The 18834-nt window shown below is 69.4% G+C and carries 15 protein-coding genes, 1 tRNA gene and 1 pseudogene; 1 reads left to right on the top strand and 16 read right to left on the bottom strand.

What is annotated here, in order from left to right; all coding sequences use genetic code 11:
- Positions 1 to 37: 37 nt before the first annotated feature.
- From G4Z16_RS23170 to G4Z16_RS23140, 7 genes are all read right to left on the bottom strand, one after another.
- Entirely contained in the window at positions 38 to 700 is a 663-nt protein-coding gene (locus tag G4Z16_RS23170; RefSeq protein ID WP_197352605.1) for a DUF8185 domain-containing protein, read from the bottom strand.
- A complete protein-coding gene (locus G4Z16_RS23165; protein ID WP_343070890.1) occupies positions 669 to 1112 on the bottom strand; it encodes an acyl-CoA thioesterase in 444 nt (147 codons plus the stop codon). Before G4Z16_RS23165 ends, G4Z16_RS23170 begins: the two co-directional genes overlap by 32 nt.
- A gap of 19 nt (positions 1113 to 1131) precedes the next feature.
- Positions 1132 to 2796, bottom strand: coding sequence for an energy-dependent translational throttle protein EttA (gene ettA, locus G4Z16_RS23160; protein ID WP_197352603.1), 1665 nt, complete (start codon positions 2794 to 2796; stop codon positions 1132 to 1134).
- Positions 2797 to 2946: 150 nt separating this feature from the next.
- A complete protein-coding gene (locus tag G4Z16_RS23155) occupies positions 2947 to 4455 on the bottom strand; it encodes a thioester domain-containing protein (RefSeq protein WP_246531010.1) in 1509 nt (502 codons plus the stop codon).
- Positions 4456 to 4665: 210 nt separating this feature from the next.
- A complete protein-coding gene (locus G4Z16_RS23150) occupies positions 4666 to 5148 on the bottom strand; it encodes a single-stranded DNA-binding protein (RefSeq protein ID WP_197352602.1) in 483 nt (160 codons plus the stop codon).
- A 200-nt stretch (positions 5149 to 5348) separates the two neighbouring features.
- The gene (locus G4Z16_RS23145; RefSeq protein ID WP_425508179.1) at positions 5349 to 7319 is read right to left on the bottom strand and encodes a GTPase; all 1971 of its coding nucleotides are present in this window, start codon (positions 7317 to 7319) and stop codon (positions 5349 to 5351) included.
- Positions 7320 to 7747: 428 nt separating this feature from the next.
- Complete coding sequence (locus tag G4Z16_RS23140) at positions 7748 to 9499, bottom strand: dynamin family protein (protein ID WP_197352601.1); 1752 nt, start codon at positions 9497 to 9499, stop codon at positions 7748 to 7750.
- Between the two features lie 338 nt (positions 9500 to 9837).
- Here G4Z16_RS23140 and G4Z16_RS23135 point away from each other — a divergent pair.
- A tRNA-Arg gene (locus G4Z16_RS23135) sits at positions 9838 to 9910 on the top strand.
- A gap of 193 nt (positions 9911 to 10103) precedes the next feature.
- Here the strand turns inward: G4Z16_RS23135 and G4Z16_RS32680 are convergent.
- The 9 genes and pseudogenes from G4Z16_RS32680 to fes all read right to left on the bottom strand — a co-directional run.
- A pseudogene (locus tag G4Z16_RS32680) lies at positions 10104 to 10346 on the bottom strand (hypothetical protein); the annotation flags it as partial.
- Positions 10347 to 10544: 198 nt separating this feature from the next.
- Complete coding sequence (locus G4Z16_RS23125) at positions 10545 to 10883, bottom strand: hypothetical protein (protein ID WP_197352600.1); 339 nt, start codon at positions 10881 to 10883, stop codon at positions 10545 to 10547.
- 72 nt (positions 10884 to 10955) lie between these two features.
- Positions 10956 to 11171, bottom strand: coding sequence for an MbtH family protein (locus tag G4Z16_RS23120; protein ID WP_197352599.1), 216 nt, complete (start codon positions 11169 to 11171; stop codon positions 10956 to 10958).
- Between the two features lie 93 nt (positions 11172 to 11264).
- Complete coding sequence (leuD, locus tag G4Z16_RS23115; protein ID WP_028435177.1) at positions 11265 to 11876, bottom strand: 3-isopropylmalate dehydratase small subunit; 612 nt, start codon at positions 11874 to 11876, stop codon at positions 11265 to 11267.
- A gap of 16 nt (positions 11877 to 11892) precedes the next feature.
- On the bottom strand, positions 11893 to 13296 hold the full coding sequence (leuC, locus tag G4Z16_RS23110) for a 3-isopropylmalate dehydratase large subunit (RefSeq protein ID WP_197352598.1): 1404 nt from the start codon (positions 13294 to 13296) through the stop codon (positions 11893 to 11895).
- A gap of 40 nt (positions 13297 to 13336) precedes the next feature.
- Positions 13337 to 14728 (bottom strand): hypothetical protein, encoded by a 1392-nt coding sequence (locus tag G4Z16_RS23105; protein WP_197352597.1) that lies wholly within the window; start codon positions 14726 to 14728, stop codon positions 13337 to 13339.
- A 47-nt stretch (positions 14729 to 14775) separates the two neighbouring features.
- Positions 14776 to 16221 (bottom strand): pyridoxal phosphate-dependent aminotransferase, encoded by a 1446-nt coding sequence (locus tag G4Z16_RS23100; RefSeq protein ID WP_197352596.1) that lies wholly within the window; start codon positions 16219 to 16221, stop codon positions 14776 to 14778.
- Positions 16222 to 16317: 96 nt separating this feature from the next.
- Positions 16318 to 17439 (bottom strand): 3-isopropylmalate dehydrogenase, encoded by a 1122-nt coding sequence (gene leuB, locus G4Z16_RS23095; RefSeq protein WP_197352595.1) that lies wholly within the window; start codon positions 17437 to 17439, stop codon positions 16318 to 16320.
- 91 nt (positions 17440 to 17530) lie between these two features.
- Complete coding sequence (gene fes / locus G4Z16_RS23090; protein WP_197352594.1) at positions 17531 to 18808, bottom strand: enterochelin esterase; 1278 nt, start codon at positions 18806 to 18808, stop codon at positions 17531 to 17533.
- Between the last annotated feature and the right edge of the window lie 26 nt (positions 18809 to 18834).

The following is an 18834-nucleotide window of genomic DNA, read 5'->3' as shown; positions in this document are numbered from 1 at the left end:
TGAACCGTCGGCGGACGCGGCCCGGGCGGCCGGGCGGTCAGACCGGGGTGACGCTCAGCCCCGGAGCCTTGTCGCTGCCGCTCCGTACGACCACCGAACCGCCAGGCGTGCGGAGCCGCAGCCATGAGCCGGTCCGGAGAAGCTTCAGCGGCCCCTCGCCGGTGAGGAAGCCCAGCGCGTGAGCCGCGTGCGCGGCGCGCAGCGGCAGCTGGGTCCTGCCCAGCGGCCGGGACCAGATCTCCTCGGCGAGCGCGTCGAGCTTCTCGCGGGTGCGCTCCTGGCGGCCCAGCTTCTCGGCACGCTCGCGGAATTCGCCCACGGCCGCTGCGGCGACCGCCCGTACCGCGTCCGCGGGCACCTCGCCGAAGGCCTCCCAGCCCCCGCGCGGCGGCAGAACCCCCGCCCACGGCGGACCGGTCACCGCCGCGGGCACCGTGAAAGCCTCGGCCGACTCGTCGATGCCCTCGAGGAGTTCACCCGCCGAGACGGTGACGTCGACCTCGGCGGGCTCCAGCAGCCGGGCCGTCCGCACGGCGACCACCTCGAAGCGGGCCGGCTTCGCGAAGACGCCGACGACGCCGCTCCCGGCCTGGATGCGCACGGCCGCGGCCTTCTCCCAGCGCAGCAGACGCTGCAGAAAAGCGTCGAGCCCCGCGGCCTCTCCCGGGTCAGCGAATACGAGGTGCGGCCGCGCTGTCATCGAAGTAGCCCTCCAGGAACGCCCGTTCACCGGCGCTGAGCCGGCGTGGGTGCTCCTTCTCCAGGTCGTAGGGGACGAGGACGGTCTCGGCCCGCACGTATACCGTTCCCGCGTCCTTGATCTCGTAGGCGATCGTGGCCGAGGCCGCGTTCAGTTTCGTCACCCAGGTCTCGACCGTGACCGGCTCGTACCGGTGGAAGAGGGGCTTCAGATAGTCGATCTCGTGCCGTGCCACCACGCAACCGGCCTTGAACGGCGCCGGTTCGTCCGTGGTGGCCACCGCCTCCCCCGCCAGCCGGAACATGAAGTCGATCCGCGCCTCCTCCAGGTAGCGGAGGTGGACGACGTTGTTGACGTGCCCGTAGGCATCCATGTCCGACCAGCGCAGGGGGCACTGGTATGTGTGACGCACGTGAACCGATCAGCCTGCCTCAGCCGCGGGTGAGCTTCTTGTACGTGGCGCGGTGCGGGCGCGCGGCGTCCGGGCCCAGCCGCTCGATCTTGTTCTTCTCGTACGACTCGAAGTTGCCCTCGAACCAGAACCACTTGGACTCGCCCTCGTAAGCGAGGATGTGCGTGGCGACGCGGTCGAGGAACCAGCGGTCGTGGGAGACGACAACGGCGCAGCCGGGGAAGTCCAGCAGCGCGTTCTCCAGCGAGGAGAGCGTCTCGACGTCGAGGTCGTTGGTCGGCTCGTCGAGCAGGAGCAGGTTGCCGCCCTGCTTGAGCGTGAGCGCGAGGTTCAGCCGGTTGCGCTCACCGCCGGAGAGCACGCCCGCGGGCTTCTGCTGGTCGGGGCCCTTGAAGCCGAAGGCCGACACGTACGCGCGTGAAGGCATCTCGACCTGGCCCACGTTGATGTAGTCCAGCTCGTCGGAGACGACGGCCCACAGCGTCTTCTTCCCGTCGATGTTCTCCCTGCTCTGGTCGACGTAGGAGATCTTGACGGAGTCGCCGACCTTGATGACGCCGGAGTCCGGCTCCTCGAAGCCCTGGAGCATCTTGAACAGCGTCGTCTTGCCCGCGCCGTTCGGCCCGATCACGCCGACGATGCCGTTGCGCGGCAGCGTGAAGGAGAGATCGTCGATGAGGACCTTGTCGCCGAAGCCCTTGCTCAGGTGCTCGACCTCGACGACGACGTTGCCCAGGCGCGGCCCCGGCGGGATCTGGATCTCCTCGAAGTCCAGCTTCCGGGTCTTCTCCGCCTCGGCGGCCATCTCCTCGTAACGGGTCAGCCTCGCCCGCGACTTGGCCTGGCGGCCCTTGGCGTTGGAGCGGACCCACTCCAGCTCGTCCTTGAGCCGCTTCGCGCGCTTGGCGTCCTTCTGGCCCTCGACCTTCAGACGGGACTGCTTCTTCTCCAGGTACGTGGAGTAGTTGCCCTCGTAGCCGATGGCGCGGCCGCGGTCGAGCTCCATGATCCAGCCGGCGACGTTGTCCAGGAAGTACCGGTCGTGGGTGATGGCGACGACGGTGCCCGGGTACTGCGCGAGGTGCTGCTCCAGCCACTGGACGGACTCGGCGTCCAGGTGGTTGGTGGGCTCGTCGAGGAGGAGCAGGTCGGGCTGCTCCAGCAGGAGCTTGCACAGCGCGACGCGGCGCTTCTCACCGCCGGAGAGGTTCGTGACGGGCCAGTCGCCGGGCGGGCAGCCCAGGGCGTCCATGGCCTGCTCGAGCTGGGACTCCAGGTCCCAGGCGTTGGAGTGGTCGAGCTGCTCCTGGAGCTTGCCCATCTCCTCCATCAACTCGTCGGTGTACTCGGTCGCCATCTGCTCGGCGATCTCGTTGAACCGGTCGAGCTTGCCCTTGGTGTCCGCGACTCCGGCCTCGACGTTCTCCAGGACGGTCTTCGACTCGTCCAGCGGCGGCTCCTGCAGCAGGATGCCCACGGTGTAGCCGGGAGCGAGCTGCGCGTCACCGTTGGAGGGCTGGTCGAGCCCGGCCATGATGTGCAGCACCGTCGACTTGCCGGCACCGTTGGGTCCCACGACACCGATCTTCGCGCCGGGCAGGAAGCTCAAGGTGACGTCGTCGAGGATCACCTTGTCTCCGTGCGCCTTGCGCGCCTTGCGAAGGGTGTAGATGTACTCAGCCAAGAGGAACCGTCCGGCAGTCAGTAGGTTTCGGTGCGCGGCTGCGCCGCATGGGCATACGGCACCCATCTTGCCGCACAAGGGCCCAGACCCCGAAACGGGGCGGATGGCCCTGCGGCCCGAGCGCCCGGCGCCGTGGTGCGCGGCGCCGCCTCACGCTTGGTGAACGCCGCCGTCGTCCGGATTCTTCCTGCGCACCGCGAGCACGGCCATCGCGCCGAGCGCCACGAGGCCGACCGCGGTGCCGGCTATCAGCTCCGTGCTGTTCGTCCCGGTCTCGGCGAGGTCGCCTCCGTCGGACTTGCCGGAGCCGCTCCCGCCGCCCACCGTGGCCGTCCGCAGCTGCGGCGCGCCCTCGGCATCGGCGTTCGTTCCGGTCGCCGTGACGGGCACCGAGCTCTTGGTGGCGCAGTCCAGCACGCCCGTGAATGACCTTGCCGCGCCGTGCCGCCCCGCGAGCGGGATCCGGTACGCCTGGTCCTCGCCCACCGGCACCGTGAACGTCCGCGAGCTGGCCTCCCCCACCGCGTGCTCGAGGCCGGCGAGCCGGAACCGGAAGGGGCGGTCACCGGCATTGGCGACGGTGAAGGTCACCCCCTCCCTCGCGCAGCTCTCCTCCGCCTTCACGGCGGGTATCGCTCCGCTCTTCGACCACTTGACCGCTGCGCTCGCGGAGACCATCGACCGGCTGGACCCGGCGAGGATCTGTGCCTGGCTCGCCGCATGGCCCCCCACGCCCGTGAACGCGCGCCCGACCGGCACCTTCGTCGCGGCCTGCACCGTCATCGAGCCCTCACCGCTGCGCCGCTCCTCCGGCACGTCGAGGTACAGCTGTGCGCCGTCCCGTACCGACGTCACCGGCTTGCCGTCGCGGCCCACGATCCGCGCTCCCGGCACGGCGGAGCCCGGCGTCTGCGATACGGCGGCGTCGGGCGCCCCGGTACGCACCGTGAAGGGGCCGAGCCGGCTGCCGCTCCTCCGGGAGAGGGTCCCGGGACCGAGGGTCAGTGAGGGCTTGGGCTCCGCCATCCGCCGGGCGGACCGCTCCAGATGATCGGCCAACTTCTCCGCGGCGGGATCGACCGCGTCGATGCTGACACCGCCGCCCTCACCGGGGCCTTCCGCCCGGCCGTCGGTGAAGCGCCATATGGCCACCTGCGTGCCCGCGGCCGCCGTCTGCGGCGAGAGCTTCCCCGCCCGAGACGACTTCGCGAGCGCACGCAGGTCGTCCACCTGCGGGTAGGAGTGCCTGAGTATCCAGAGGATCTTTCCGGCTCGGGGGTTGTCGTACAACGACGTACGGCCCCAGTCCGTCTCGCCGTAACGCGCGTGCTGCTGCGTGGGGTTGTCCACGTCGAGGCCGTACGTCTGGAGCCTGCCGCCCCCGTCGACCGCCATTTCGAAGAGGCCCGCGCCGGTGGTCAGCTTCTCGCCGTCCTCGTGGACGACGGCCTGTCCGTAGGTCTTCAGCCCTTCCAGAGTGGCTGTGGCACCACTCTGCCGTGACGGCTCGTCACCGGTCGCCGCGGCTGCAGGAGCGGCCGTCGCGGTCACGCCCGCGGTCAGCAGAACGGCTGCGAACAGTGCGGCGGCAGAACGTCGCACCGCACGTGCGGCCACGTGCCCGCCCATGACGGTCACGACTCCGCGCACGAACCTCATGAAATTCCCCTCCGGGCGGCACAGGCACGACAGTTGAGCGGTCACTGCGGTGACCGGATGGTCGGGTCGTGCTGTCCCGCCGCAAGCACTGAATCCCCGTCAGCCACTGGGGGATCGTAGGGAGGCAGACGCCCCCCGGTCCCCGCCGATCGGGTCGTTCAAGCGTTCCGACTCATAATCGTTATCAGCGAATCCGGCGGACCGGGACGATCAAGGCCCGGCCGACTGACCTGGAACATTGGCCTCCGCTACGTCCGCGGCGGGCTCCGGAACGCCGGGCAGGGACTCGCCGCCCCCGTCGCTCCGGCCACTCCCCGTGAGACCCCGCCGCCCCGGTGAGACCCGGACGAAGGCCGATGTGCCGCGCGAGAGATCGTGCCCTACGGACGACGCGGAGAGCTCTGCGGAGACGTAGTGCTGCCCGTCGCGCGCGGACTCCTGGATGCGGAACTGACCGGTCACGATGACCGGTTCACCGACCATCACCGACGAGGCCACGTTCTCGGCGAGCCCCCGGCGGGCCCAGACGGTGTAGAAGCTCGTGCCGGCGTCGGACCAGACGCGCTCCTGCGGGTCGAAGCGGCGCACCGTGCTGGCGAGCCTGAACCGGGCCAGCGGCACCCCCGCCGCCGTCGTCCTGAACTCGACCCGTGTCGCGACGTTCCCCACGACCGTCACATGCGTCTCGTTCATACGCCCCCTCTTCCGCGCCTTCCGCGCCGGCCTGACTGCCCGGCAGCTGGTCCTCCCCGGCGATCGTCCCGCCGGGGTCGATCCAGCTTGCACCGATTGCGGAAATGCCGCTCTGAGCTGGGGACTACCGAAGAGTTGTGGACAACGGCGCCACCCGCAAGAGGGGTTGAAGAGGCTGGGGCGTCTCGCCCCAGCACCCGCTACAGCGTCGCGCCGTCACCCGCCGCGATGACGTACTGCTCGCGCACCTCCCGGTAGCGCAGCAGCTCCGCGGCCACCGGTTCCAGCACGTGCACCTGCCCGCACCCCGTGACGAGCCGCCTCAGCCGCCACTCCTCACGCCTCCCGTGCTCGGCCGCCGGCCCACGGGCGGCGAATCTGCATCCCCACGAGAGGAGCGAACCGCCGAGCACACCGCCGACGAGGACCACCACACCCACCCAGTGCGGGACGAGGTCCACCCCGAGGCTCGCAGCGACCACGCACCCCGCCCCGCCCAACTGGACCAGCAGCAGGAACAGTTGACCCACCAGCGCGAGGTTCCACCAGAACGGGCGGCGGGGCGGCGCCGGGTGCCGCGCCTCCGGGGCCGCCGTCTCCGCGTGCTCGGACCTCCGGTTCGCGGAGGCTGCGCCCTGGGAACTCCAGCCGTCCGGCTCCGCACCCTCGCGCAGCATCTCGTCCAGCGCCTCCGGCAGTCCCGCGGCTCCGCGCCACGCGGCCTCGCGTACGGACCTGCGCCATGTCTCGGGCAGCCCCGCCGCCGCCTGCTCCACCACCGTGCGCACCGCGTGCGCCACCACGGGCCGAGCCACCCGCGGCCGCCCGTCGCCGCCCGGAAGGGGCCCGGGAAGGGCCGAACCGTCCTCGTCATCGCCGTATCGGCGGGTTGCGTCCATGTCGAGCAGCGGGTCACCGTGCGGCTGACCGGCCGCACCCTCTGGTGCGTCACCGCCCGGCATGTGAACGGCCGCATCGACGGTGGCCTCGCCGGAGACCTCGTCCACCCCGGGGCCCAACTCGACGTCCGTCTCGGCCGCCGCCAGCGCCGCGACCCTCTTGCGGGACCGGCGCCCTTCGTACCAATGATGCAGCTGCGCCCACGGGGTACCGCACGCCCGTTCGGCGCTCCGCAGCCAGGCCCGCTCCGCGGCCTGACCGGCGACCATCGCGCCCGCCGCGCGAGCCAGTTGGTCGGAGAAGACCTCCCGCACGTCCTCCGTGAGTCCCGTGGGTGCGTTCACGCCCGTCACCGGACCCTGGTTCTCGTAGGACGGCCGCAGCCGCTGCACCACCACGTCCAGGTCGGCGCTCAGGCGCAGCGATGCGGCCCGGCGCTCGGCCACGAAGGACGCCAGTTCCGTGCGGAGTTCGTCGATCCCCTCCCCCACCAGTGCCGAGGTCGCCAGCACGCGCGCACCAGGCTCACCGTGCTCGCCCAGGGCCATCCCGTCCTCGTCGAGGAGCCGCCGCAGGTCGTTCAGTACGGCGCCCGTCGCGTCGCCGGGCAGCCGGTCGGTCTGGTTCAGGACGATGAACGTCACCTCGGCGTATCCGGCAAGGGGACGCAGGTAGCGCTCGTGCAGGACGGCGTCCGCGTACTTCTCGGGGTCGACCACCCACACGACGGCATCGACGAGCCGCAGCAGCCGCTCCACCTGTTCCCGGTGACCCTCTGCCGCCGAGTCGTGGTCGGGGAGGTCGATGAGGATGAGCCCCTCCAGTTCGCTGCGCGCCCCCTCGTCGATCCGCCCTCGCCAGTCGGACTCCTGGCGCATCAGACGACGGGTGGACGGCGGGATGCCGAGCCGGTCCAGGAGCCCGTCGGCAGGGCCCGCGCCCGGCACCTCCCAGGAACAGGCGACGGGTGTGGCGGTCGTCGGTCTGCGCATGCCCGCCTGGGAGAGGCGCGTTCCGGCGAGCGCGTTGAAAAGCGAGGACTTGCCGCTTCCGGTCGCCCCCGCGATCGCGACGGTGGTGTATCTGCGGGAGAGCCGCTCGCGTGCGTCGGCGGCATCCAGTACGCGGTCGGCCTCCGCGAGCAACTGCCTGGGCAGCCGCGTTCTCGACAGGTCGACAAGTCTCCGCAGCGCGGCCATCCGGCGGCCCAGCACGCTCTGCTCGCCGGACGCCTGGTTGTCGTACCCGTCGCGGGAGTGCGTGTCCCTCATCGGCCACGCCGTCATGGGCTGGTCCGGCAACTTGCCTCTCAGGGAAGGCTCCTGGGAGCCGGTGCCACCCGTGTCGCCACCGCGGACCGCTGCGCCCCGCGCATCCGCCGGGTCGTCCGAAAGTGCCGGATCGAGGTCCGTGCCCCACAGCGCGGAGGTCCTCGACCGTCCCTGGCGCTCCCCGGGCGGCCTCGCCCCGCTGGCCCGCCGGGCGATCAGCCCGTCGTCCCAGGCGCTCTCCTCGCCCGCGACCACGGCCTCGGGGCTCTCGCCTGCTTGGCCGGAGCCGGCGGGTCCGGCGGCCGACGCGGGTTCCACGGCCTGCTCGGCCCCGTGACCCGGACCGTGGTCGGCGGCGTGAGAAGCCGGAGCGGCCTGTTCCTCATCGCACGTGCCGTCGGCCCGAACATCCGCTGTGGACACTGCGGTCACCTCTCCGTCTGCGACTGCGACAACTTCCGTGCTCCGGGCCCCGACCTCGCCGCCGCCTCCGCCTTGCGAAGCACCGACAGCGCGGCGATCAGATCGACCTGCGGGTCCGGCCCGGCCTCGAGCGCGTCCAACGGCGCCAGACGCCTGTCGCGCTCCCCGTACAGCGCCCGCTCGACGTACGTCGCCAGGAGCCGGATGCCGCACTCGCGCAACCGCCGGGCGCTCGGCTCGCCGAAGGCGGCCGCGAGGGCGCGGTACGCGCCGGCGGCCTGGCCACCGCCCACGAGGGCCGTCGCCAGCATCGCCGTGGCCTCCTCCGCGTCTCGCCCGAACCCGTGGTCCACAGCGCGCGCTTCCTCCTCGGACAGTTCTTCGAGGCAGCGCCGCCAGCGCCGTACGAGCAGGTTCATCCGGCCACGTCCGTCGGCCGCGTCCTGGCCGGCGCGGGTGCTCCGTACGGCCCGTCCGGTGGCGATGTCCGTGATCTCGGTGCCGGGCGACGCGGGATCCTGGCGCCACGCTTCGGCCACGCGCTCGTCGGCGGCGGCGACGGAGGAGGCGAGCAGCGTGGTCAGCCCTGCCTCGAAGGCGTCCAGCACTTCCTCGGCGCGGCTGTCGACGGGAAATCCGCGCCAGAGCGCGGCCGCGTCGCCTGCGAGGAGTTCGCCGACCGCGATGTTCCGGCGCACCCGCACCCGCGCTTCCTCGTACGCCTCTTCGATGTGTCCCGTCAGCCGCATCGCCGCGGCGTGCTGCGCCGCCGAGGCGTTCGCCAGCGACGCGACGCGAGAGCGCAGCGACGCGAGAGCCCCGGCCGCCGTGCGGCGCCCGGCCACGGCGCGCGCCGCCGGGTCGAGCGCCCGCTGCGTGAGCCAGTTGCGCAGACCGGCGACGGCGGTCGCCGGAAGCAGCCCCGAACCCGCCGCGGACTCCGGCAGTTCGGGAACGGTGAAGCGCGGAACGTCGGCCAGGCCCTCGCGGATGAGCAGCGACCCGTACTGCCGGGCCACGTCGGAGGCGATCTGGTGCGGCACACGGTCCAGGACGGTGACGAGCGTGACGTCGTACTCCCTCGCCGTGCGCAGCAGATGCCAGGGCACCGCGTCCGCGTAGCGCGCGGCGGTCGTCACCAGCACCCAGATGTCGGCGGCGCAGAGCAGCTCGGCCGCGAGGTCGCGGTTGGCGGCGACGAGGGAGTCGATGTCGGGGGCGTCGAGCAGGGCGAGTCCGGGCGGGAGGGCGGCGTCGGTCTCGATGCGCAGTGCGCGCTCGCCCTCCTCCTCGTCCTGGCCGTCGTCGGTGCCGAGCAGTTCCTCTGCGGCGCAGCCCCGCACATCGTCGTCGGGTCCGGCGGCGGGCCCGTCCTGACGGGGCATCCATACGCGGCCGAGGCGGGGCAGTACGCGCTGTCCCGCGAACCAGTGCTCGTCCTCGGGATGACACACGAGTACGGGCGTACGCGTGGTGGGGCGCAACACGCCCGCCTCGCTGACCCTGCGCCCCACAAGCGAGTTGACGAGTGTCGACTTCCCGGCGCCCGTGGAACCGCCGACCACCGCGAGCAGCGGCGCCTTGGGGGCACGCAGGCGCGGCATGAGGTAGTCGTCGAGCTGGGCGAGGAGTTCGTCCCGCGAGCGGGCGGCGCGGTCTGCTCCGGGGAGCGGCAACGGAAAGCGTGCGGCGGCGACGCCATCGCGGAGCGCCGACAGTGCGTCGAGCAGTTCAGGCCGTACGTTCAAGATCGCCACATGCGAAGAATGCCCAAATTCTGCCAGTTTTTGAAGTGTATCCACGGTTCTGCACTGCAAAAACAATCGGTTTCGGGCGCGAATAGAGCCATTCGCACCATGTGGCCCACGGCCGGGCCCGTCCCGACCGGCGCAGCCATAACGACTGAGCAACACCCGTGCGGCTCACAGCGAAAACCGCTGCATGAATCGCACCCGCCTGCGATTATCGGGAGCGCTTCACTGAACCTCCACAAGGTGTCGCGGACGTGAAGCAGACAGCGCCAGCCACGGGGACCCCTATCCTTGACCGCGCCACGGTCACCCGGAGGCAAGCCCACCCTCCGCGACCGAGACCGGCCCCCGTAGCTCAGTGGATAGAGCAGGCGCCTTCTAAGCGCTTGGCCGCAGGTTCGAGTCCTGCCGGGGGCGCCTGACCCATCTGACCAGCGGAAACGCTGGTCTTTCTCATGTCTGCACACCCGTCCGGAGCTCTCAGGCCAAGCGCCTTCAGGCATCCGTGGTCGCCACGCCCGAAGGGGCCGGCTTCCCCGCGACAGTCCCGGGAGGCGCGGACGAGGTTCGCCTCGATTCCCCCGCCGCAGAGGATCTTGCCGTCGAGGACGCGCTCGATGCACGCCACGGCCTGCGACCCGGCGCCCTCGCTCATGGTGTGCTCGACGTGGTCCAGGCGCCGCACGTCGACGTCGATGGCCTGGAGGGCGTCGAAGAAGGCGGCCGGCGGGCCGTTGCCGCTGCCGGCCAGCACCTCGCCTCCCCGTCGACGACGACCTCCGCCTTCACCGCGGTGGCCTCCTCGCACCCCGTCCTCGCCGCAGGTGGCGACGTCGACGGCGTCGAGGGCCATGCGGCTCCGGGCGTTCTCGCCGCCAGGCGCCGCGCGCCCGGTGGAACGCCAGGCGGGTCCTGCGGGCGGTGGACGAGGATGTGATCTCTCGTCCGGCCGCACGAGGACCCGCCTCCACCGGGTCGGGCAGCGGGCGTCACCGGCGGATCTCGTCAGTGCCCGTCACACGGGGCTCAATGCCCCGGTGACGAACGGCGGTTACTCGGCGAAGACCTCGTCGAGCGCCACCAGGTGGCCTTGCCCGCTGAGCGACGACAGCTCGATGTCGGCGACGCAGCGGACCTTCACGTAGTTCAGCGTCAGCGTTCCCTCGATGTGCACGCTTCCGGTGGCGTTGGCGAAGTCCGCCCTGCTGACATCGGTTGCGTCCTCGTCGACGCGCACGCCGAGGTCCGTACCCCCGCGGGAATCAGGGAACTTGATGAAGACGTAGCCCCTCTCCGTGATGCGCTGCCGGAACTCCCCCGCGGAGGGGGAAGGGCCGCCGACAACGACGTTCTGCCCCTCGGCCGAGAGACGTTCGACGAGCTCGTCCATGGATGGTTCCTCCGTAACTGCTGCGGTCTTCTGACGAGTGATCATGCGCGGGTGACGGACCCGGCGGGCCGGTCAGGCGTGGGCGACCTTGCCCGCCGACTCCTCCATCTGCACGCGCAGGCTCCGGGGGCGCATGTCCCTCCAGGACTCCTTCACGTAGACGAGGCACTCCTCCTTCGTGCCGCCGACGCCGGTGTCCCGCCAGCCCGCGGGAATGGCGAGGTAGCCCGGCCAGAGGGAGTACTGCTCCTCGTCGTTGATGAGGACCTTCATCTCGCTGCTTTCCATTGCTGATCTCCAACTTCTGTTTTCAGGTGGGTTCTTGCCGGTTCTCGTCACGCCGTCCTGATGGACGACCAGGACTGACAGGTCCGCGGTCCGCTATGGAAAGAGCCAAGGAACCTCCTGCCTGCGGCGCTTTTCGTAGGCGAGGATTTCGTCCTTGTGCGACAGCGACCATCCGATGTTGTCGAGGCCCTCCATGACCGAGTTCTTCTTGAAGGGGTCGATCTCGAAGCGGAAGGTGGATCCGTCCCCGGTCGTCACCGACTGCTCCGGGAGGTCGATGTGCAGCGTGGACGCGCCCGGCTCCAGCGAGCCGAGGAGCGCGTCGACCTCGGAAGAGGCCAGAACGATGGGGAGGATGCTGCTGTTGAAGCAGTTGTTGTGGAAGATGTCCGCGAAGCCGGGGGCGATGATGCAGCGGAATCCGTACTCCCTCAGCGCCCACGGCGCGTGTTCGCGCGAGGAGCCGCAGCCGAAGTTCTCTCCGGCCACGAGGATGCTCGCGTCCTCGTAACCCGGCTGGTTGAGAACGAAGTTCGGATCGGGCGTGCTCCCGTCCTCCAGGTACCGCCAGTTGGCGAACAGGGATATCCCGAAGCCCGTGCGGCGGACCGACTTGAGAAAGCGCGCGGGAATGATGTCGTCCGTGTTCACGTTGGTACGCGCCAGCGGCACGGCGATGCCGTCATGCGTGATGAACTTCTCCACGGAGGAGGTCCTTTCTCTACAGGTCACGAACGTCGGCGAAGCGACCGGCGACAGCCGTTGCGGCCGCCGTGCCGGGGCTGACGAGATGGGTCCGTCCTCCGCGTCCCTGGCGCCCCTCGAAGTTGCGGTTGCTGGTGGATGCGCATCGCTCACCCGGCGCGAGGCGGTCGCCGTTCATGGCGATGCACATGCTGCAGCCGGCCTCACGCCACTCGAATCCCGCCTCGCGGAAGATGTCCGCCAGTCCTTCCTCCTCGGCCTGACGGCGGACGTTCATCGAGCCCGGGACGACGATGGCGCGCACGCCTTCCGCGACCCGCTTGCCGGCGGCGAACCCGGCCGCGATGCGAAGGTCCTCCAGCCTCGAGTTGGTGCAGGACCCGATGAAGACCGTGTCGACGCCGACGTCCTGGATGCGCTGACCGGGCTCAAGACCCATGTACTCCAGGGCCTGTTCGAGCCCGGCGCGGGTCGCCGGGTCGCTCTCGGCGGCCGGGTCCGGAACGGTCCCGGTGACGTCGGCGACCATGCCGGGGTTGGTTCCCCAGGTGACTTGCGGGACCAACTCGCCGACGTCCAGGTGGTGTTCCGCGTCGAAGCGGGCACCCGGATCGCTGGCGAGCTGCTTCCACTGCGCTGCCGCGAGTTCGAAGAGCTCGCCCGAGGGCGCGAAACGCCGCCCGCGCACGTACTCGATCGTGACGTCGTCGGGGGCGACCATGCCCGCCCTCGCTCCGGCCTCGATCGCCATGTTGCACAGCGTCATGCGCCCCTCGATCGTGAGGGAGCGGACGGCGGAACCGCTGAACTCGATGACGTGGTGCGTACCGACGTCGGTGCCGAGCTTGCGGATCACGGCCAGAGCGATGTCCTTCGCGGTCACGCCGGGCGCCAGCACACCGTCGACGACGATGTTCATCGTCCTGGGCTTCTGCTGGAGCAGGCACTGGGTGGCCAGCACGTGCTCCACCTCGCTGGTTCCGATACCGACCGCGAAGATGCCGAGGGCACCGTGCGTCGAGGTGTGGGAGTCACCGCACACGACCGTCATGCCGGGGAGCGACAGGCCGAGTTCCGGCCCGACGACGTGGACGATTCCCTGGTCCGCGTCGTTCATGTCGAGGAGCTTCACGCCGAAGTCCCGCGCGTTCTCCTCCATCGTCTCGATGCACATGACGCTCTGGTCGTCCACGACGTCGATGAGCCTGCGGCCCGGAACCGTCGGGACGTTGTGGTCGATCACGGCGACGACGGAGTCGGGACGGTGAACCGGAAGCTTCCTCGCCCTCAGTCCGGCGAAAGCCTGCGGCGACGTCGCCTCGTGCGTGAGATGCCGGTCGATGTAGAGCATCGGCACCTCTCCGGGCTCGTCACGCACGACGTGCGCGTCCCAGATCTTTTCGAACATCGTTCGGGGCATCGAAGGTCTCTCCAAGCGTGCCTGTGGTCGTCGGGGGAGCTCAGGCTCCATGGGGTGCGTACGCCTCCGCGTAGCTCTCTTCCAGCTCATCCGGAGTCAGTTCGCGGCCCAGCTCATTCGCGCGGGCGAGGACCCTCTCCACGGTTTCCGGCGAGAGCTGCCGGGGGTCGCGTCCGCTGTTCATGTAGGCGAGCCTCACGGCGCTCTGCCCGCTCCAGGGGCTGACGCCCACGGACTGGGTGCCGCCGACGGTGGCCGGATCGACGGCCGAGTACACGGTGCGGGCCATCTCGCGCAGCCGGCGCTCCAGCGCGAAGTCCTTCGCCTCCCGGGCCCTGTCGGCCAGGCCGTAGGCCTTGAGGATGGCGTCAGTGTGGATGCCCGAGGACGTGTGGCTGTAGCGCTGCCCGAGCACCCCGTGCTCCGGCGTCGGGACGCCGACCATCTCCTCGTAGAACGTGATCAGTTGGAGCAGCTGCCGCATCTCCCACCGGACGGGGAGACCGGCCTCCGCCTCGATCGCCGCGAGGTTCAGCACGACCTCTTCCAGGGAGGCGTTGCCGGAACGCTCACCGACGCCGCGTGAGACGACGTGGATGCGGTCGATCCCGGCCGCGGTCGCCATCATCGCGTTGCTCAGCGCGTTCCCGGTGTCGCGGTGGCCGTGCCAGTCCAGCTTCACCTCGGACGCGCCCAGGGCTTCGAGCTCGTCGCGGACGAAGCGCACGAGGCGGTAGGTGCCGAGCGGCCGGATGATTCCGATGGTGTCCGCCAGGGCGATGCAGTACGCGCCGGCCTCGACCTGCGTGCGGACGATCGCGCGAACGTCCTCGGGAGAGGTCTGAGTCGTGTGCTCGGTCCCCGCGATGACGGGGATGCCCATCTCCACGGTCTTCCTGATGAACGTGTCCAGCTTGTCCAGGATGAAGTCCATGTCCCATCCCTGGGCGAGCCTCCGCGACGGGGCGCTGCCCATGAACACGAGGGATTCGAGGGCCGGGTGGATTTCCCTGCACTCGACGGTCCACTTCAGGGAGTCCTCGGTGCACATGGAGAGCACGGACGGAACGATCGAGGGAACCTCGTCCCGCATGCGCGCGAGAAGCTGCTTCATCGTCGCGTCGAGCGTGTCGGCGTTACCGGGGTAGATGCCGACGGTGGCGTACTTGATGCCGAAGTCGTCGAGCAGATGCAGGTACTGCATCATCTTGTCCACCGACGGATAGCCGGATATTCCCTGGAGACCGTCCCTCAGACATTCCGAGAGAATCTCCGTGCCGGCGGTCCGCGAAGCGGCCGGCTCGCCGGGCATGTTCACCGGCAGCGGGGAGAGCGGGCTCTCCTCGCTGTTCCAGTTGAAGTTCATCGGGACATCGGCGCAGTTCATCGCCGGCTTCCCGGCGTCTTCGGACCTGGGTGTTTCCTTCAGCATGATCTCTCCTTGTCGGAAAAGCGATCACTCGGCGGCAGGGGCGTACGTCAGTCCATGACGACGGGAAGGATGCCGACCGAAAAGCGGATGTAGTCGTCGGAATAACCGAAGGTTGAGCCGGGAATGCCGGCAAGACCGGTCTTCTCGAGGACGGAGAAGCAGTCCTCACCTGCCCTGAGCCTGCTCCAGTTGTAAATGGTCGCGTCGTCGTCGAGATAGATGTGCTCAAAGAGTTGATGCTCCTTGTCGAATCGCTCCAGCTGCTGCCGCAGCCGGGAACGACGCAGCCGGTAGAACTCGCGGATCTTTTCGATCAACCGGGGGTTCTCCCGGAAGAGGTCGTGATAGGCCATGAACCGCAGCTGCCATTCGCCGGGAAGTGAACCCACGCTGTTCGTCCAGCTGGATCCCATGTTCCGGGCGAATTCCGTGTCGCCGAAAGCGACCCAGCCGAATCTCTCCCCGGTCAGCGTGTGGGTCTTGGAGAGGCTGCTCACGTAGATCATCTGGCCGGCCACGTCCTCGGCGGACGTGAGGCTCCGCATGCGCGCCCGGTCGTCTTCGGGCCGGCCCGTACCGACGTACGCCAGGTCCGCGAGGACGTGCACGCGCCGTCCTCGCTGTGCGCATCCCCGCAGGACGTCCTGCATGGCGGCGAGTTCCCCGGGCGAATACGCGAACGTGGTCGGGTTGTTCGTCACCGTCAGGTAGACGACGTTGATGTCCGGGTTCTCTTCGAGGTGCTGGGCGAGCAGCGGCCCGGTCAGCTTGAAACCGTCCTCGGCACGGGTGCGGACCGAATGCAGCCGGTACCCGTAGGACGCGGCCTGGAGTTCCGGCATGTTGAATCCGGGAGCGGCGAAGAGGACGGCGCCGGGAGGCTGGGAGCGCAGTCCGGCAAGGTGCGCGAGACCTCGGAGGACCTTGTCGATGCAGTCCGTCGCGCCCAGCCCGAGGGCCACGTGCTGCGCGGAGACCGACAGCCCCCATTGCCGCATCTCCTCGGCGAGCCGGCCGCGCAGGACCGGATTGCCCACGCCGTGGATGTCGTAGATGCGCGGGTCGTAGCCGGCGGCGAGGAGTTCCCGTTCCGCATCCAGCATCCGGGCCCTGAGCCAGTGGTAGCCGTCACCCGACGCGGTGAATCCGTTGAGGTCCTCTCCCGGCAGGGCGATGCCGAGCTCGTCGCCCAGCATCCGGAAATCCGCGGGACCTCCCTCTTCCCCTTCGCACTCGGTGACGAGGCGCAGATTGACGTCACCGATGGTGCGGTTGACGATCTCCAGCCGGATGGCCTCCGGCGTGAAGTCGCGCTCCGCGCATTCCCGTTCGAGGTCCTGGACGATCCGCGCCATCACCCTGATGGGCGGCTCCGCACCGGTCCCCAGGCGGCCTCTGTGGCGCTGAAGGATTTCCTTGCGGGCCCGCCGGATGAGCAGCCGCTGCTCTTCGAGGGCTCCCCCGGCCCCGGGGGAGGAACTCTGCAGCATCATCAGTGGAAGACCTCCAGCTACGGATTCGTCGGACAGCGCGCACTTGAAGGGGGTTCGGGACCGCTTCGTCCCTCGGGGACGAGCCGGCCGGGTGGGTCAGGACCGCGTCAGCTTGTGCCGGATCCGCTGTCCCATCTCGCTGGTTCCGACGACCGTGCATCCCCCTTCGTGGATGTCCACGGTCCGGTAGCCCTCGCGGAGCACGTCCTCGACGGCCTCTTCGACGGCCGCGGCCTCCCGTGTCAGTCCGAGGGAATGGCGCAGAAGGAGCGCCGCGGAGAGAACCGCGCCGATGGGGTTGGCCTTGTCCTGGCCGACGATGTCCGGGGCGGAGCCGTGAATCGGCTCGTACAGCCCGAACATCCCGGCCTCGGTGCGCCGGACCCCGAGGCTCGCCGAGGGCAGCATCCCGATGGAGCCCGTGAGCATCGACGCCTCGTCGGTGAGGATGTCGCCGAACAGGTTCTCGGTGACGACGACGTCGAAGTCCGCGGGATCACGGATCAGTTGCATGGCGCAGGCGTCGACGAGCATGTGCTCCCAGGCCACGGTGGGGTGGTCACGCGCCACGCGCTCCACGACCTCCCGCCACAGGACGGAGGAGCTCAGCACGTTGGCCTTGTCGACGGAGGTGACCTTCCTCCGGCGGCCGGCGGCGATCTCGAAGGCGGCACGCACGACGCGTTCGATCTCCTGCTCCGTGTACAGCAGGGTGTCGACGGCCTCCGCCTCCTGCCCGTTGTGGCGGATCTCGCTGGGCTTGCCGGGGACCGAGTCCAAGTGCCCGTAGTACAGGCCGGCCGACAGCTCCCGCACGAAGATCATGTCCGTGCCCTTGAGGTACTCGGGCTTCAGCGGGGACGCCTCGTACATCGCCTCGACGGGCCGGACGGGCCGGAGGTTGGCGAAGAACCCGAATTCCTTGCGCAGGCGGAAGAGTGCCTGCTCCGGACGGGGGCCGCCTGCGCGCTTCGCAGCGGCGGGCAGGCCGCCGACGGCGCCGAAGAGTATGGCGTCGCTGTGCGCACACGTCTCGAACGTGGCGTCCGAGATCGCGACCCCTTGCTCCTCGATGGCGTCGAGGCCGACCAGCCCGCGGTGGACCGTGAAGGTGTGGCCGTACAGGTCCTCCACGGCTCGCAGGACCTGGAGCGCCTGCGACGTCACCTCGGGCCCGACGCCGTCTCCCGGCAGCACAGTGATCGTGGCATTGCTCATCGGGTCAACACCTTTCGGACTGTTGCGGATTCGAGTGGGCATTCATCGCCGGACGTCGCGGAGTCGGCGTTTCCGAGCAGACGGCCGGCCATCACGCCTGCTTCTTCGGCGTGGAGCCCTTCGGCTTCGGGTGGAAGGAAATGAGCCGGTCGACGATGGAGCCGCGCCAGCAGACCATGTCGTGTCCGCCGGTGTATTCGAAGTAGTCGACCTCGTAACCCTTTTCCTGGAGGACGTCACGCATGTTCCGGTGCGTCGTCATCGGGTCGTATTCCATGATGGCCCGTTCCAGGCTCCCGATATCCATGGAGAAACGGACGGGAAGCCTGGGACTTTCCGCGTACTGCTTCGTCATCCACTCGTCTTCGAAGTCGGGATTGTCCTTCCCCGGCCACCAGAACGAGCCCGACTGTGAGATCACGTTGCCGAACCGCTCGGGCGACTTGAATGCCGAATACGCCGCCGCCAGACCCCCGAAGCAGGAGCCGCCGAGAACGGTGCGCGCCGGGTCCGAGGTGATGTGGTAATTCTCGTGGACCCAGGGCATCAGCTCCTGGACGAGGAATTCGTTGAACGGCTCGTGACAGGGCAGTTCGCGGGCACGGATGTCCTGGTCCTCGTTGGTGTGCATCACCAGGACGTACGGAGGTATCCGGCCGGTGTAGATCAGGTTGTCCATGACCGTCGTGATGGACGCGAAGTTGTAGTACGACCACCCGTCGAAGAGGAGGAACACGTTGTACTCCTCGCCCTCGGTGTCGTAGCCGGGCGGTACGTAGACGCTGATGTGGTGCTTGGTCCCCAGGATCGAGCTGTCCATGGAGTGCATGTGGGTCTTGCCCCTCGGCACCCCGCGGCGGGCGATGTTCCACGGCTGCTTCGGAGCACCGGGCAGCTCGAGCACCGACACCTTGAACGTGTTCGGATTCCCCAGGAGCGTGTAGTCGGCCGGATTCAGCGGGTCGGTCCGGTAGGCCGGGAGGCGCCCGAGGACCTCCGCGTAGGACGTGAAGGGCACCATCGGGTCGTTGACCGAGAACAGGTAGGTCGTCCGCAGGTCCGAGGGCAGGAAGTAGGACTTGTACCAGAGATCGGTGCCCGGAAGGTTCTCCATCCGGTATTCGCTGAAGTCCTCGTTGCTCGGCGCGCTGAAGAAGAGCACGAGGACGTTCTCGGTGTCGCCCGGATCCCGCCACAGGAAGGTGACCAGCGTCCGGGACTCGTCGTCCCCGACCTGTTCCATCAGCGGTGCACCGGACTCCGCGACCTCTTTCCAGAGCTCGTCGAGGGCGTCGTGGTTCCCGGCCTCGACGGCCTGAGCCACTCGGGCTATTCGGGGACTCACGATGGATGTCTCCGGAGCGAACATCGTTGTTCTCCTTGTCCCTTGCAGGT

Source organism: Streptomyces bathyalis, assembly GCF_015910445.1.
Taxonomy (GTDB): Bacteria; Actinomycetota; Actinomycetes; order Streptomycetales; family Streptomycetaceae; genus Streptomyces; species Streptomyces bathyalis.
This window is presented reverse-complemented; position numbering and strand designations above follow the sequence as displayed.